We start from the raw sequence: 15073 nt of genomic DNA on the forward strand, positions 1-15073 counted from the left end.
CCCCGCGGAATGCAAAATCAGGGCAGCGAATGCTTGGAGTACACCCGGATGATTGATCCGGATGGCTATCGACCGAATGTGGGCATCGTCCTGATGCAGGAGTGCGGACGGGTCTTCTGGGCTCGTCGCGTGCGGCGGGATGGCTGGCAGTTTCCGCAAGGCGGCATGAACAGTGACGAGACGCCCGAGGAGGCGATGCTGCGCGAGCTGACCGAGGAAACCGGGCTGTCGGAGCAGCACGTTGAGATTCTTGCAGCCACCCCAGGATGGTTGCGCTATCGCCTGCCACGCCATTGCGTGCGCAGCAATGTGCGCCCGGTGTGCATCGGACAGAAGCAGGTATGGTTCCTGCTGAAGCTGGTTGCCGACGACAGCTGCGTGCGCCTGGACGGCACCGATCGGCCCGAGTTCGATCTCTGGCGCTGGGTGGATTTCTGGTATCCGCTGGATCACGTGGTGTCGTTCAAGCGTGGCGTCTATGAGCGTGCCCTGCGCCATCTGGCGCCGGCAGCGCGGCGCCTGATCGACATACCGCAGGCGCCGGCGGCTGAATCCGGCATCTTGGCCAGCGCGCGAGGCTAATTGACAACCATTCGCATTAGCAATAAGCTGACCGTGGACCACAGAGGAGTCCTCGGAGCGATGTACGTCTGCATGTGCAATGGCGTTACCGAGTCGGCCATTCGGCGAGCTGCAGCTGCCGGAATCCGCACGCTGGGAGAACTGGCTGCCAACACCGGCTGCACTGCCGGCTGCGGTTGCTGCCTGGAGACCGCAGAGGCGGTGCTGATGGAAGCTCTGCATACCGAGGGCCATCGCCGTCCGGGACTGCAGCTACTCGCGCCCCCTCTGTCTGCCTGAGCTTCCTATCAAGTCTCTCCCCTTGCGCCCAAGGACTGATGAGGCTTGATCTCTCGCGACTGGCATGAGTCTGAATTCGACCGGGAGGTGCCAGCGTCGTCCCTGCTCGCTATGATCGGTCATCCGATCGCCCCGCGATCCATGCCCTGGAAACGACATGAAAGGCGACAGCAAGGTCATCGCATACCTGAACCAGATCCTCGCCAACGAGCTGACGGCGATCAACCAGTATTTCCTGCACTCGCGCATGTACCGCAATTGGGGCTACGCGTCCCTGGCGGAGCACGAGTACAAGGAATCCATCGATGAAATGAAACACGCCGATCAACTGATCGAGCGCATCCTGTTTCTGGACGGACTGCCCAATCTGCAGAAGCTCAACAAGCTGCTGATCGGGGAGACCCCCAAGGAAGTGATCAGCTGCGACCTCAAGCTCGAGGAGATCGCCATTCCGGATCTGCGCGACGCCATCGCCTACTGCGAGAGCGTGCGCGACTACGGTACGCGGGAACTGCTGGAAGCGATCCTGGTCAGCGAAGAAGAACACGTGGACTGGCTTGAGACCCAGCTCAGCCTGATCAACAGCCTCGGCGAAGCCCTGTACCTGCAGGACAAGATCAGCTGATTCCAGCTCGCTGAGCTGAACCCGCGCTGCCCTGCGAAATTGGCCAAACTTGTTGTTTGGGCCGACTGGCCTTAGACTCCGCGCCCCCGAGTTGCCTGTCAGCCCGGGGTACGAAGCGTTGCCATCGGCAGCGCCGCAGTCACCATCCAGGTGACAAACCTCGCTTCACCGGTATTCCGGGAAGCTTTTTCCGAGAGGACATCATGCGTCATTACGAAGTGGTGTTTCTGGTCCACCCTGACCAGAGTGAACAGGTGCCAGCGATGATCGATCGCTACCGCACCATGATCGAGACCGACGGCGGCAAGATCCACCGTCTGGAAGATTGGGGCCGCCGCCAGCTGGCCTACCCGATCGAGCGCCTGTTGAAGGCGCACTACATCATGCTCAACATCGAGTGCTCCGCCGGTGCCCTGAAAGAATTGCAGGACGCATTCCGCTTCAACGATGCCGTGCTGCGCCATCTGATCATCCAGATGAAGGAAGCCGTGACCGAGATGTCCGCGATCATGAAGACCAAGGACGAGAAGCCGCGCCGTCGCGATGACGATTCCGGTGACTCCCCGGCCGCCAGCAGCACTGCTGACGACGAGTCCAGCGCTGAAGCCAGCGCCTGATCGCCACATTTGAGGAATAGACCATGTCGCGTTTCTTTCGCCGCAAGAAGTTCTGCAAGTTCACGGCCGAGGGCATTACCCAGATCGACTACAAGGATCTGAATACCCTGCGCCAGTACGTCACCGAGACCGGCAAGATCGTGCCGAGCCGAATCACCGGCACGCGCGCACGTTTCCAGCGCCAGCTCTCGACCGCCATCAAGCGCGCCCGCTTTCTCGCGCTGATTCCCTACACTGACAGTCACTGAGGAGCCGATCCATGGATGTGATCCTGCTTCAAAAGGTGAAGAACCTGGGCAACCTTGGTGACAAGGTTCGCGTCAAGGCCGGCTACAGCCGCAACTTCCTGATCCCTTACGGGAAGGCGGTTCCGGCCACGGCCACCAACCTGGCCGAGTTCGAGCAGCGTCGCGCCGAGTTCGAGGCCAAGGCGAATGAAATTCTCGCCGCAGCCCAGAGCCGCCAGACCAAGCTCGAAGGCGCCACCGTCACCATCAAGGCCAATGCCAGCACCGAGGGCAAGCTTTACGGATCGGTGACGGCACGCGACATCGCCGAGGCCTTCACCGCCATCGGCCTGCCGATGGAGAAGTCCGAAGTGATCATGGGCGAAGGCCCGATCCGCCGCGTCGGCGAATCCGAGGTGGAAGTGCATCTGCACGCAGATGTGCACACCATGGTCAAGGTCGTCGTCCAGCCGGAAAGCTGATCGGCACCAAGACAAGCACGAGCCCGCGATGCCGCAAGGTGTCGCGGGCTTTTTCTTGGGCGAGGCACGGGGCACGGGGCACGGGGCACGGGGCACGGGGCACGGGGCACGGGGCACGGGGCACGGGGCACGGGGCACGGGGCACGGGGCACGGAAAAAGGCTACGGGCTTCGGGCTCTGGTAGGTCCAGACTTGTCTGGACGCTTCTGCAAACACGCACCGATATCCAAGGTGGTTGATGCGTCATTGCGAGGAGCGCAGCGACGAAGCAATCGAGGGTAGCGCCGCACGCCCCTGGATTGCTTCCCCCGGATCAAGTCCGGGGTCGCAATGACGCCGGTGGTTCATGGCCCGTGGGCAGTTTCAGGCCGAAACAGGTGGCTCGCGATGTCGCCGACACCGGCCTTTCTCGTGTGCGGTGTCCCCTTTCCACCTGCGACAGGCTGCTAGCATCAAGCCATGACCGATCCTCGCTATCCCAATGCCCGCACTCCGCCTTATTCCCTCGATGCCGAGCAGGCGGTGCTCGGCGCGCTGATGCTGTCCGAAGAGGCTTATTTCAAGATCTCCGACAAGGTCGTGGCCGACGATTTCTATCGGCAGGATCACCGCATCATCTTCACCGCCATCGCTGCGCTCAAGGAAAAGGGTCAGCCCTGCGACGCCGTGACCCTGGGCGAATGGCTGGAGAACAAGGAACAGGCCGAGGCGGCTGGCGGCATCGGCTATGTCATCGAGATCGCCAACAACACGCCAGGCGCGGCCAATATCGCCGCCTATGCCGAGATCGTGCGCGAGAAGTCGATCCTGCGGCAGCTGATGGAGGCCGGTACCCAGATCGTCGATGACATCCTGGTGCCCGAAGGTCGCAGCAGTGAAGAGCTGCTGCAGGGCGCCGAGAAGCTGGTCTTCGACATCGGCGAGCGCGGCAAGCGCGGCCGCGGCAGTTTCGTGCCGATCTCCGAAGCCCTCAAGGAAGCCTATCGGGCCATCGAGTTCCGCTATTCGAACAAGGGCTCACTGAACGGCCTCGACACCGGATTTGTCGACCTCAATACCTTGACCAACGGATTGCAGGGTGGCGATCTGGTCATCGTGGCCGCCAGGCCAGCGATGGGCAAGACCTCCTTCGCCATGAACATTGCCGAGCACGCGGCCATCCAGAGCGGCCAGCCGGTGGCCATCTTCAGCCTGGAAATGCCGGTCGCCCAGCTGGCCCTGCGCATGATTTCCTCGCTCGGACGGGTCGATCAGAAACGCCTGCGCAACGGCGATCTGGCCGACGAGGACTGGCCGCGCGTGACCAGCGCCATCACCCTGCTGACCCAGGCCAAGCTGTTCATCGATGACACCGGCGGACTTTCGCCGTCGGAACTGCGCGCGCGCACCCGCCGACTCAAGCGCGAGCATGGGCTGGCGCTGATCGTGGTCGACTACCTGCAGTTGATGCAGGTGCCCGGCACCCGGGAAAACCGCACCAACGAGATCAGTGAAATCTCGCGCAACCTCAAGGCCATCGCCAAGGAGATGAATGTTCCGGTGATCGCGCTCAGCCAGCTCAACCGCTCACTGGAACAACGCCAGGACAAGCGTCCGATGATGGCTGACCTGCGCGAGTCGGGCGCCATCGAGCAGGACGCCGACATCATCTGCTTCATCTATCGCGACGAGTACTACAACCCCGATTCGCCGAAGAAGGGCACCGCCGAGATCATCGTCGCCAAGCACCGAAATGGACCCACGGGCTCGATCGATCTGTGGTTCCGGGGTCAGTACACGCGCTTCGATTCCATCGCCCGCGAGGCCGGCAGTGTCTTCGACAGCTACGGCTGACATTCGCTTGACCAGGATCCGCCCGCAAACTGCCCCGCCCCGTCCTTTGCGTCTCACCGCACTTTGCGTTGAACTCCGGCGCCTGATCCTGTTGCAGGTCTGCCCATGCCACTGCGTCTGAAACTGTTGCTGATCGCCATGGTGGCGGCGGTCTTCCCGCTGGCCGGCTGGCGCTTCGTGGTGCAGATGGAGACCACGCTGCGGCAGAGTCAGGAGCGCACCCTGGTGGCCACGGCGCGCACCCTGGCAAGCACCATACCGGCCGCCGAAGCGCGCCTGCGAGCCGAGCTCTTTGCGCCCGAGGTGCTGCATGCGCGACCGATGCGCGTGGATATCGACGCCGATGGCTATGCCGACGACTGGGGCTCCTGGCACGCGGCCCCCGAGCGCCTGCAGACCACCAGCGGCAACCTGTCCGCGCGTCTGTATCTGGGCCTGGGACCGAGTGCAGTCAATCTCTGGCTGGACGTGGACGACGCCACCCCGGTGACGGCAGCGGTCGACGGCACAATGGATGAACACGCCGATCAGATCGACGTTGCCGTGCGCGATCGCTTTGGCGAGCGCCATTGGCGCATCGCCCGCAGCGGCAATGGCGTCAGCGCGGCAACGCCGGTACCGGGCCCTGATGGCCGCGAGCCCAGCTTTGCCCTGCCCGCGGCCTGGATCGAGCGACCCGGTGGCTATCACGCGGAACTACGCCTGCCCCTGGCCGATCCCGGCTTCGAACTGGGTCTGACGGTTCGCGACTATCCGGTGCCCGGTGCCGATCTGCCGCAAGCGATTGCCAGTACCGGCGAAGGCGCGAGCTTGTGGCGACCGGTATCGGTGCTTTGGCAGGACAGCAGTCTGTTACCCAGCCTGGTACCCGACTACACCCGTATGCGCGTGCTCGATCGCAGCGGCTATGTGCTGGCGCGCACAGGCAGTCTGCGTCCCGGCAGCGACATCTCCGACGACGACGACGATCTGAGCTTTCTGCGCTGGCTGCGGGCACTGGTCTATCGCCATGTGCTGGCCCCGGAGATGGTGCGTACCGAAGGTTATGCCTTCAACTTGCTGCAACTGGCCAACGAGCAGGTCGATGACGCGCTGACCGGCACCCCCAGCGCCCGCTGGCGCCCGGCGGCCAGTCAGGCCAGCGTGATCCTGACCGCCGCAGTACCGATCCTGCACGAGGGAGATGTGCGCGGCGTGGTGCTGCTGGAGCAGACCAGTGATGCCCTGCTGCTGTGGACCAATCGAGCCCTCGGCAGCCTGCTGCTGGGCGGATTGCTGACCATGCTGATCGCCGCCGCCATCCTCTTCGGCTATGCCGGCTATCTGTCCTTCCGCATCCGCAAGCTGCGCAATGCGGCCGAAAATGCGCTGAGCCCGGAGGGTCGCGTCATCGGCAGCTTCCCGCGTTCGACCCGGGTCGACGAGATCGGCGATCTGTCGCGCAGTTTCGGTCGCCTGCTCGATCAGGTCAGCGCCTACACCGACTATCTGCGCACGCTCGGCGGCAAGCTCTCGCATGAACTGGCGACGCCGCTGGCGGTGGTCAAGTCCTCGCTGGAGAATCTGGAACAGGAAGCCATGACCGAGTCGGCGCGGATCTATGCCGAGCGCGCCCGCTCCGGGGCCGAGCGCCTGGGCGCACTGCTGCGCACCTTGTCACAGGCCTCGCGTATCGAGAGCGCCATCGCCGGCGCCGAGGCGGAGGACTTCGATCTGCGCGAATTCCTGCTCGGCGCCGCCGCCGGCTACCGCGACCTCGCCGAAGATCGCGAATTCCGGGTCAGCGTGCCTGATCATCCCGTACCCTTCCACGGCGCGCCGGAACTGATCCACCAGGCCCTGGACAAGCTGGTCGACAACGCCCTCGGCTTCAGCCCGCCCGGCGGCTGGATCCGCCTGGCACTGGAGCCGCGACTGGACAGCATCGACCTAGTCCTGTCCAACAACGGCCCGCCGCTGCCGCAGAAGATGCAGGACCGACTGTTCGACTCGCTGATCTCGGTCCGCGACGGCCGCGCCACGGTCTCCCCACACCTCGGCCTCGGCCTCTACATCGTGCGCCTGATCGCCGAACTGCATCAGGGCGAAGCCGCTGCCAGCAATCTGACCGACAGCCAGGGCGTGGAATTCCGCCTGCGGCTGAAGGGGATGAAGTAGCAGCGTCTTGATGTCGGGGCACGGGGCACGGGGCACGGGGCACGGGGCACGGGGCACGGGAAAAGACTCACACACTGGCGTCATTGCGAGCCACCGGTTTCGGCCCGATGCTGCCCACCGGCCATGAACCCGCCGTCGTAGGTCATGTTGTCCGCGTCAGCGGACTACGTGACATCGAGTCGCGTCACGTAGCTCGCTACGCGAGCAACGTGACCTACAACAGCAAATCAATCACTTACGATATGGGTTCATGGAGAGCGTAGCGAAGCAATCCAGCCACACAGTCGCAGAAGCACTGGATTGCTTCGTCGCTGCGCTCCTCGCAATGACGCCAGGATGAGGGTGCCCCGTCCCGTCCCGTCCCGTCCCGTGCCCCGTGCCCCGTGCCCCGTGCCCCGTGTCCCGTCCCGAATCCCGAATCCCGAGTCCCGACAACCGACAACCAGCAACCAGCAACCAGCCCCGCTAGACTGCAGACCTCGAAACCGGCGGGGCTAACCATGCAACTCGATCTAGGCGGGCGTCATGCTTTGGTGGGGGGCGGCAGTCAGGGCATTGGCCGCGCGGCGGCTCTGGAACTGGCGCAACTGGGTGCCGATGTGACGCTGATCGGGCGCGACCATGAGCGGCTCCAGCAGGCGGTTCAGTCCTTGCAGGCAGCAGGTCCCGGCCGTCATCATGCGTTGATCGCCGACTATTCCGACCGTGCCGCCCTGGCGCGCATCGTCAGCGACTGGCTGGCCCGGCATCCGGCACAGATCCTGATCAACAACACTGGTGGGCCGCCGCCGGGCGCCATCGAACACGCCACCGAAGAGCAGTTCCTGCAGACCTTCGGTCAGCATCTGCTGTGCAATCAATTGCTGACGGGTCTGGTGCTGCCGGGCATGCGCGCCGCCGGCTACGGGCGCATCGTCAACGTCATCTCGACTTCGGTCAAGGAGCCGATCAAGGGTCTGGGCGTGTCCAATTCGATCCGCGGCGCGGTGGCCTCCTGGGCCAAGACCCTGGCCACCGAACTCGGGCCCGAGGGCATCACCGTCAACAATGTGCTGCCCGGCTTCACCCGCACGGCGCGCCTGGACGGTCTGATCGCCGGCAAGATCAAGTCCAGCCAGAGCAGCGAGGACACGGTCACCGCCGCCATGCTCAGCGCCGTGCCGATGGGGCGCTTTGCCGATGCCAGCGAAGTCGCGGCGGCCATCGCCTTTCTGGCCTCACCGGCGGCCTCCTACATCACCGGCGTCAGCATCGCTGTCGATGGCGGACGCACGCTGGCGCTTTAAGTGCCGAGCGTGAATATCTTCGGTCTGCCCGGAAAACGGTCGTGCGTAGTCGCTTGTGCCGCGCAGCGGCTCAGCGGAGCGCTTTCGCGTCACCGCCCGCAGAGCGCTGCGCGCACTTCGTGCCACGAAAAGCCGCCTTGCGCCAACCTCGTCAATTCAATGACTTACGATAAGGGGTGATAGAGAGCGCAGCGGAGCAATCCAGCATCAGTGCCAAGTGCGTCCAGACAAGCCCTGGGCCTGCAATGGCCGGATCTTGTGTCATCGCGGCCTGACCCATCCTTGCCACCGGCGCCATTGCGGAACAATCGCCCACAGAGGTTTATGCTCAGAGCATCCAGGCAAGTCTGATCCTCATGCGTGATTCCCTGTTGCGGTTGACCAATTTCATCGACGGCGACTATCGGGCGCCGGCCTCGGGTGCCTATCTGCCGGTGTACGAGCCGGCAACGGGCAAGGTCTATGCCGAAGTTCCAGACTCCAATACGGCTGATATCGATGGGGCGGTCGCTGCTGCGCAGGGTGCGCGACGCAGCTGGGCAGGCACTTCACCCAGTCAGCGGGCGAAGCTGCTGCGGCGCATGGCCGATCTGATCGAAGCGCGTCTGGATGCCTTTGCCGAGGAAGAGTCGCGCGACAATGGCAAGCCGGTCACCGTGGCGCGGACCGTGGACATTCCCCGTGCCATCGCCAACTTCCGTTTCTTCGCGGCCATGGCCGAGACTCAAGCCTCGGAAAGCCATCATGACGAAGCCGGCACGTTGAACTACACGCTGCGCCAGCCGCTGGGTGTGGTCGGCTGCGTCAGTCCCTGGAATCTGCCGCTGTATCTGCTCAGCTGGAAAATCGCGCCGGCACTGGCGACTGGCAACTGCGTGATTGCCAAGCCCAGCGAGATCACCCCGGTGACGGCCTGGCTGCTGGGCGAGATTGCGCAGGAGGCAGGACTGCCGGCCGGCGTGCTGAATATCGTGCAGGGCGGCGGCCCCCGCTGCGGACAGGCGCTGGTCAGCCATGCCGGCGTCAAGGCGATCTCGTTCACCGGCAGCACCGCCACCGGCGCCGCCATCGCATCGGCGACCGCCAGCCAGTTCAAGAAGCTGTCGCTGGAAATGGGCGGCAAGAACGCCACCGTGGTTTTTGCCGACTGCGACTTCGAGCGCACCGTCAGCGAGTGCGTGCGCGCGGCCTTTTCCAATCAGGGCCAGATCTGTCTGTGCGGATCGCGCATTCTGGTCGAGCGCTCCCTGCTGCCGCGCTTCCGTGATGCGCTGGTGGCCGCAGTGAGTCAGTTGAAGGTCGGCGATCCGCGCGATCCCGAGTGCCAACTCGGCGCGCTGGTTTCGGCGGCGCATCTGGCGAAAGTGCAGCGCTACATCGACCTGGCGCACGAAGAGGGCGGTCGTCTGCTGGTCGGCGGAACCCGACCGAGCTTGGAAGGCCGCTGCCAGGACGGATATTTCCTCGCACCTACCCTGTTCGATCAGCTCGATCCCTATTGCCGGGTCAATCAGGAAGAAATCTTCGGCCCGGTGGCCACGCTGGTGCCCTTCGACGACGAGGATCAGGCACTGGCATATGCCAACAGCACGTCTTATGGCCTGGCCTGCTCGCTGTGGACCCGCGATCTGGCCCGTGCACACCGCTTTGCCGCCGCCGTGGAAAGCGGCATTGTCTGGATCAACTGCTGGATGGCCCGCGATCTGCGCACGCCCTTCGGCGGTGTCAAGCAATCGGGCCTCGGTCGCGAGGGCGGCGTCGACGCCATGCGTTTCTTCACCGAGGCCAAGAATGTCGCCATTGCCTGTTGAATCTCGACCTGTGACGGAGCCCGTCCGATGAGCGTCTCGATCCAGACCGACAACGCCCCCAAGCCGGTAGGGCGCTACCCGCATGCGCGGCGCGTGGGCGACCTGCTGTTCCTGTCGGGCATCGGCCCACGCTCGGCGGTCGACAATTCCATCCCGGGCAATGTCTACGCCAGCGACGGCAGCCTGCTGGCCTACGACATCGCCGCCCAGTGCCATTCGGTCTTCGCCAATGTGCGCGCCGTGCTGGAAAGCTGCGGCGCCAGCTGGACCGATCTGGTCGACGTCACCGTGTATCTGACCCATATGAGCGGCGACTTCCAGACCTACAACGCGATCTGGGCCGAGTATTTCCCCGACGTCGCCACGGCGCCCTGCCGCACCACGCTCGGCATCGATGCGCTGCCCACGCCGATCGCGATCGAGCTCAAGTGTGTGGCGAGGTGTGGGTTGCCGTGAACGTCGTTCAGACGAGTGCTGTCGCTCCCTCCCCGATGTTCGGGGGTGAGCCTGGCGCGCTTGGCCGGCATGCCGGCCGCGCCTGCGAACGCGCGGCGGCTTGCCGCCGGGCCGGACGGGCTGGGCAGGGGTTGGGCAAGACACCTTATGCAACGGTCATGGCACCAGCGACTTTGGTGATGGCGAGTGACTCGCAGCCATGACCGTTGGGCTAAGCGCAGCGTGCCCAACGCTCCGCCCTCGTGTTGGGCACGCTGCGCTTAGCCCAACCTACGGTTGCGCGTTCCGCGCCCGACCGACGCAGGCCGCCGCCTGATCCGCTAACCTAGACACCATCCCAGCCGCCGGTGACCGCCATGTGGACTGCCCCGATCAATTTCCAGACCTGGATCGACGAGCATCGACACCTGTTGAAGCCGCCGGTGGGCAACAAGTGCATCGTCGATGGCGATTTCATCATCATGATCGTCGGTGGACCGAACCAGCGCACCGACTACCACGTCGACGAGGGCCCCGAGTTCTTCTATCAGATCGAAGGCGAGATGGTGCTGCGGCTGCAACTGGAAGGCCGCGCCGTGGATGTACCGATCCGCGCTGGCGAGATCTACTACCTGCCGCCGGGTGTCCCGCACTCTCCGCAACGCATGCCCGACTCGATCGGACTGGTTATCGAACGCAAGCGTCTGCCGCATGAATTCGATGGCCTGCAATGGTATTGCGAACGCTGCAACCACAAGATCTACGAGGAATTCTTCGCGCTGGAGAACATCGAGACCCAATTTCCGGCGGTCTTCGATCGCTTCTACGGCTCATTGACCCGGCGCAGCTGCGTGGCCTGCGGACACGTCAATCCAGCGCCCGCAAAGTACGCCGATGCTGCCGGGGCCACATCCGCTTAACCGGGTGACCCGCTAAAATAGGGAAGTCGAGCGGGCGTCGTCCCGCCGGTCTCCATCCCCATCAATCGCCAAAAGGAATTGTCATGGCCATAGAACTGCCCGCTCTGCCCTACGCCCGCGACGCCCTGGTGCCACATATCTCGCCGGAAACCATCGATTTCCATTACGGCAAGCATCACCAGACCTACGTCACCAATCTCAACAACATGATCAAGGGCACGCCGCAGGAGAATCAGAGCCTGGAAGAGATCGTGCGCTCGTCCTCCGGCGGCATGTTCAACAATGCGGCCCAGGTCTGGAACCACACCTTCTACTGGAACTGCCTGAAGCCCAACGGCGGCGGCGCCCCGACTGGCGCGCTGGCATCGGCCATCGATGCCGCCTTCGGCAGCTTCGACAAGTTCAAGGAAGAGTTCACCAAGACCGCGATCGGCACCTTCGGTTCAGGCTGGGCCTGGCTGGTACAGAAGGCCGATGGCAGTCTCGCGCTGACCAGCACCAGCAACGCCGCCACCCCGCTGACCGGCGACGACAAGCCGCTGCTGACCTGCGATGTGTGGGAACACGCCTACTACATCGACTACCGCAACGCCCGTCCGAAGTACCTGGAAGCGTTCTGGAACCTGGTCAACTGGGACTTTGCTGCATCGCAGATGCGCTGATCCATCCAGGCCTGATCGACGGGCAGAGCGCCGGGCGCGCTCTGTCCGTTTTGCCGTCGAAACGCGATTGACCTTGAATCAGGCAGGGCCCACAAAGCGCCAGTTCAGCTGCTCGCCCCCAGCCAGCGGAATCAGACTGTCCTCGCCCATCGACAGCTGCGCAGGAATCGACCAGGGCTCGCGCACCAGACTGACCTGTGCCGAGTTGCGCGGCAAGCGATAGAAGTCCGGGCCGAAGTAACTGGCGAAAGCTTCCAGTCGATTCAGCGCGCCTGCACTCTCGAAAGCCTGGGCGTAAAGCTCCAGCGCATGAAGCGCCGTGTAGCAGCCGGCACAACCGCAGGCGCTCTCCTTGGCGCCGCGCGCATGCGGCGCCGAATCGGTGCCCAGGAAAAACCGCGGGTGCCCGGAGGTCGCTGCCGCCAGCAGCGCCCGCCGATGCTGCTCGCGCTTGAGCACGGGAAGGCAGTAGTAGTGCGGCCGCAAGCCCCCCTGGAACAGCGCATTGCGGCTGTACAGCAGATGGTGCGCGGTGATCGTGGCGGCGATGTCGCCCTCGGCCTCGCGCACGTAATCAGCCGCGTCGGCGGTGGTGATGTGCTCGAAGACCATGCGCAGCGCCGGGAACTGTCTGCGCAGCGGAATCAGCTGATCGTCGATGAAGACCTTCTCACGGTCAAAGACATCGATGGCCGGATCCACCGCCTCGCCGTGTATGCACAGCACCATGCACAGCTCCTGCATGACCTCCAACGCCGGCCAGGCATGCTTGAGGGCGGTCAGACCCGCATCCGAATTGGTGGTGGCGCCGGCCGGATAGAGCTTGACCGCATGTACGAAAGCGCTGGCGTGGGCGCGTCGGATCTCGTCGGGCGCGGTACGGTCGGTCAGATACAAGGTCATCAGCGGCTCGAAATCCGCATCCGCCGGCAGCGCCGCCAGAATTCGTTCGCGATAGGCCGCGGCCAGCGCTGTGGTGGTGATGGGCGGTTTCAGATTGGGCATGACGATCGCCCGGGCAAACTGTCGCGCGCTATGCGGCAGCACCGCTGCCAGCGCCGTGCCATCGCGCAGATGCAGATGCCAGTCGTCCGGACGGGTCAGTGTGAGGGTCTGGCTCATGATCGGCTCGGGCGGAAAGAGGATGAGAGACTACAGCCGCAGACGGGTACCGGCGACGGCTTATGCCGATTCGCTCAGGCGCTCGATGACTGGCGCGATCTGGCCGTGGCGTTCAAGCTTTTCGGCCAGCAGGATCAGACGTTCGGCCAGCGACTGCCGATCGACGGCGGTGATCGTGGCATGACCCACCTTGCGCCCGGCGCGGGCCGATTTTCCGTAGTCGTGCCAATGCAGGCCAGGCACACTCAGCGCAGCAGCGCGATCGGGCATCTCGCCAATCCAATTGAGCATGCACGAGGCGCCCACCGCGGAGGTGTCGCCCAGAGGCAGTCCGGTCACCGCGCGCATGTGGTTCTCGAATTGGCTGGTGACTGCGCCTTCGATGCTCCAGTGACCGCTGTTGTGCACTCGCGGCGCCATTTCGTTGGCGACGAGCACGCCGTCGAGGTCGAAGAACTCGATGGCGAACACGCCCACATAGTCCAGCGCTTCGGCTACCCGCTCGGCACAGAGCCGGGCTGAAGCGACCATCGCATTGCTGACGCATGCCGGCGCCAGTGTTGCCGAGAGGATGCCGTCCACGTGCAGATTCTCCACCAGCGGATAGCACAGCATCTGCCCATCCAGCCCACGCACCGCCACGATCGACAGCTCTCGCCGGAAGCGCACCCGGCTTTCCAGTACGCAGGGCGCGTTGCCCAGGCGAGTACAGGCATCAGCCAGCGCCGCCGCCGTGGGCACATTGATCTGGCCCTTGCCGTCGTAACCGAAACGGCGCGTTTTCAGGATCGCCGGGAACTCAACCGTATCGGCCGCGGCTTCGATCTGCTCGCGCGAATCGATCACGGCAAAGGAAGCGACCGCCGTGCCGATGCGCGCAAACAGCGCTTTTTCCGCCGCCCGATCCTGGGCCGTGGCCAGTGACAGCGGGTTGGGACGCACCGGACGCAGCGCTGCCAGCTCGGCCAGCGCCGGCGCCGATACATTCTCGAAGTCGAAGGTGATGACGTCGCAGATGTCGGAAAACCGATGCAGGGCCGCCAGATCATCGAAAGCGGCCACTTCCAGCGGCGCCACGTCGCCGGCGCAGGCGTCCACCGCCGGGTCCAGCGCGTGCACTCGCAGCCCAAGCGGCATCGCCGCCAGCGCCATCATCTGCGCCAGCTGGCCGCCACCGATCACGCCTATTCGCATGCCGGCCGCCGTGGGTCAGGATCAGCCAGTACGCGTTCAGTCTGCGCCTGGCGCAGCGCCTTCAGGCGCAGGGCCAGTCCGGGATTGCCGAGCGCCAGAATCGCCGCCGCGGCCAGGGCGGCATTCTTCGCCCCGGCCTGCCCGATTGCGAGCGTCAGCACCGGCACGCCAGCAGGCATCTGCACGATCGACAGCAACGAATCAACCCCGTTCAGTACCCGCGATTGCACCGGCACACCCAGGACCGGCAGCCAGGTCTTGGCGGCGAGCATGCCCGGCAGATGGGCCGCACCGCCGGCGCCGGCGATGAGCACCCGCAAGCCGCGCTCTTCGGCTTCTTCGGCGTAGCTGAACAGCAGATCCGGGGTGCGATGGGCGGAGACCACACGGACCTCGTGCGGCACACGCAACTCTTCGAGCATTTCCGCCGCTGCCGACATGGTTTCCCAGTCCGATCGCGAGCCCATGACGACGCCGACTTGAGGCAGGATCAATTCCACTGTGCACTCTGGAGAGGGATGGGGTACCGCGCTATCTTAGCGGTCCTTGTTCTGGGCTCCAATGCTTATGGCCATCGATAGGCGCCTGCTCGAAATCCTGTGCTGCCCGGTATCCCGGCGCCCGCTGCGTCCTCTGCGTGCCGATCAGCTGCAATGGATCAATAACGCGATTGCAGCAGGCGGCGTGCAGGATGTCGACCATCGCCCTCTGAATTCGGCGCTCGAAGCCGGCCTGATCACCGACGATGGCCGCGTGATCTACCGCGTCGAGGACGATATCCCGGTATTGCTGCCAGAAGAAGGCATCGGCACCATGCAGTGGCAGGGCTTTCCCGTTTGAG

17 protein-coding genes are annotated in these 15073 nt (G+C 64.4%); 14 read left to right on the forward strand and 3 right to left on the reverse strand.

Annotated elements, in window-relative coordinates; translation table 11 throughout:
- The first annotated feature begins 48 nt into the window (after window positions 1-48).
- The 13 genes from H7A19_05050 (at window position 49) to sodB (ending at window position 11916) form a co-directional block, all read left to right on the forward strand.
- Window positions 49-582, forward strand: coding sequence for an RNA pyrophosphohydrolase (locus H7A19_05050; GenBank protein ID MCP5474190.1), 534 nt, complete (start codon window positions 49-51; stop codon window positions 580-582).
- Between the two features lie 60 nt (window positions 583-642).
- Window positions 643-861, forward strand: coding sequence for a (2Fe-2S)-binding protein (locus H7A19_05055; GenBank protein ID MCP5474191.1), 219 nt, complete (start codon window positions 643-645; stop codon window positions 859-861).
- A 157-nt stretch (window positions 862-1018) separates the two neighbouring features.
- Window positions 1019-1486: a bacterioferritin gene (gene bfr / locus H7A19_05060; GenBank protein ID MCP5474192.1), complete on the forward strand. Its 468-nt coding sequence runs from the start codon at window positions 1019-1021 to the stop codon at window positions 1484-1486.
- A 200-nt stretch (window positions 1487-1686) separates the two neighbouring features.
- On the forward strand, window positions 1687-2103 hold the full coding sequence (gene rpsF, locus H7A19_05065) for a 30S ribosomal protein S6 (protein ID MCP5474193.1): 417 nt from the start codon (window positions 1687-1689) through the stop codon (window positions 2101-2103).
- Window positions 2104-2126: 23 nt separating this feature from the next.
- A complete protein-coding gene (gene rpsR, locus H7A19_05070; protein MCP5474194.1) occupies window positions 2127-2351 on the forward strand; it encodes a 30S ribosomal protein S18 in 225 nt (74 codons plus the stop codon).
- An 11-nt stretch (window positions 2352-2362) separates the two neighbouring features.
- On the forward strand, window positions 2363-2812 hold the full coding sequence (rplI, locus tag H7A19_05075) for a 50S ribosomal protein L9 (GenBank protein MCP5474195.1): 450 nt from the start codon (window positions 2363-2365) through the stop codon (window positions 2810-2812).
- A 459-nt stretch (window positions 2813-3271) separates the two neighbouring features.
- Window positions 3272-4645: a replicative DNA helicase gene (gene dnaB, locus H7A19_05080; protein MCP5474196.1), complete on the forward strand. Its 1374-nt coding sequence runs from the start codon at window positions 3272-3274 to the stop codon at window positions 4643-4645.
- A gap of 105 nt (window positions 4646-4750) precedes the next feature.
- A complete protein-coding gene (locus tag H7A19_05085) occupies window positions 4751-6802 on the forward strand; it encodes a histidine kinase (protein ID MCP5474197.1) in 2052 nt (683 codons plus the stop codon).
- A gap of 500 nt (window positions 6803-7302) precedes the next feature.
- Complete coding sequence (locus H7A19_05090; protein ID MCP5474198.1) at window positions 7303-8088, forward strand: SDR family oxidoreductase; 786 nt, start codon at window positions 7303-7305, stop codon at window positions 8086-8088.
- Between the two features lie 356 nt (window positions 8089-8444).
- Complete coding sequence (locus H7A19_05095) at window positions 8445-9899, forward strand: aldehyde dehydrogenase (GenBank protein ID MCP5474199.1); 1455 nt, start codon at window positions 8445-8447, stop codon at window positions 9897-9899.
- A gap of 27 nt (window positions 9900-9926) precedes the next feature.
- On the forward strand, window positions 9927-10355 hold the full coding sequence (locus H7A19_05100) for a RidA family protein (GenBank protein ID MCP5474200.1): 429 nt from the start codon (window positions 9927-9929) through the stop codon (window positions 10353-10355).
- A gap of 356 nt (window positions 10356-10711) precedes the next feature.
- The gene (locus H7A19_05105) at window positions 10712-11254 is read left to right on the forward strand and encodes a 3-hydroxyanthranilate 3,4-dioxygenase (protein ID MCP5474201.1); all 543 of its coding nucleotides are present in this window, start codon (window positions 10712-10714) and stop codon (window positions 11252-11254) included.
- An 83-nt stretch (window positions 11255-11337) separates the two neighbouring features.
- Window positions 11338-11916 carry a superoxide dismutase [Fe] gene (gene sodB / locus H7A19_05110; protein MCP5474202.1) on the forward strand — a complete coding sequence of 193 codons (579 nt, stop codon included), beginning with the start codon at window positions 11338-11340 and terminating at the stop codon, window positions 11914-11916.
- 78 nt (window positions 11917-11994) lie between these two features.
- On the opposite strand, the gene pyrC is transcribed toward sodB, so the two are convergent.
- From pyrC to purE, 3 genes are read right to left on the reverse strand one after another with little or no spacing between them, the layout of a single operon-like run.
- Window positions 11995-13038, reverse strand: a complete 1044-nt coding sequence (gene pyrC / locus H7A19_05115) for a dihydroorotase (GenBank protein MCP5474203.1) — start codon at window positions 13036-13038, stop codon at window positions 11995-11997.
- 60 nt (window positions 13039-13098) lie between these two features.
- Entirely contained in the window at window positions 13099-14232 is a 1134-nt protein-coding gene (locus H7A19_05120; GenBank protein ID MCP5474204.1) for a 5-(carboxyamino)imidazole ribonucleotide synthase, read from the reverse strand.
- Window positions 14223-14723: a 5-(carboxyamino)imidazole ribonucleotide mutase gene (gene purE / locus H7A19_05125; GenBank protein ID MCP5474205.1), complete on the reverse strand. Its 501-nt coding sequence runs from the start codon at window positions 14721-14723 to the stop codon at window positions 14223-14225. The genes H7A19_05120 and purE overlap by 10 nt, the downstream gene beginning before the upstream one ends.
- An 82-nt stretch (window positions 14724-14805) precedes the next feature.
- Here purE and H7A19_05130 point away from each other — a divergent pair, with 82 nt between their 5' ends.
- Window positions 14806-15072: a hypothetical protein gene (locus H7A19_05130; GenBank protein MCP5474206.1), complete on the forward strand. Its 267-nt coding sequence runs from the start codon at window positions 14806-14808 to the stop codon at window positions 15070-15072.
- Window position 15073 lies beyond the last annotated feature (1 nt).

Source organism: Rhodanobacteraceae bacterium (assembly GCA_024234055.1).
Taxonomy (GTDB): domain Bacteria; phylum Pseudomonadota; class Gammaproteobacteria; order Xanthomonadales; family SZUA-5; genus JADKFD01.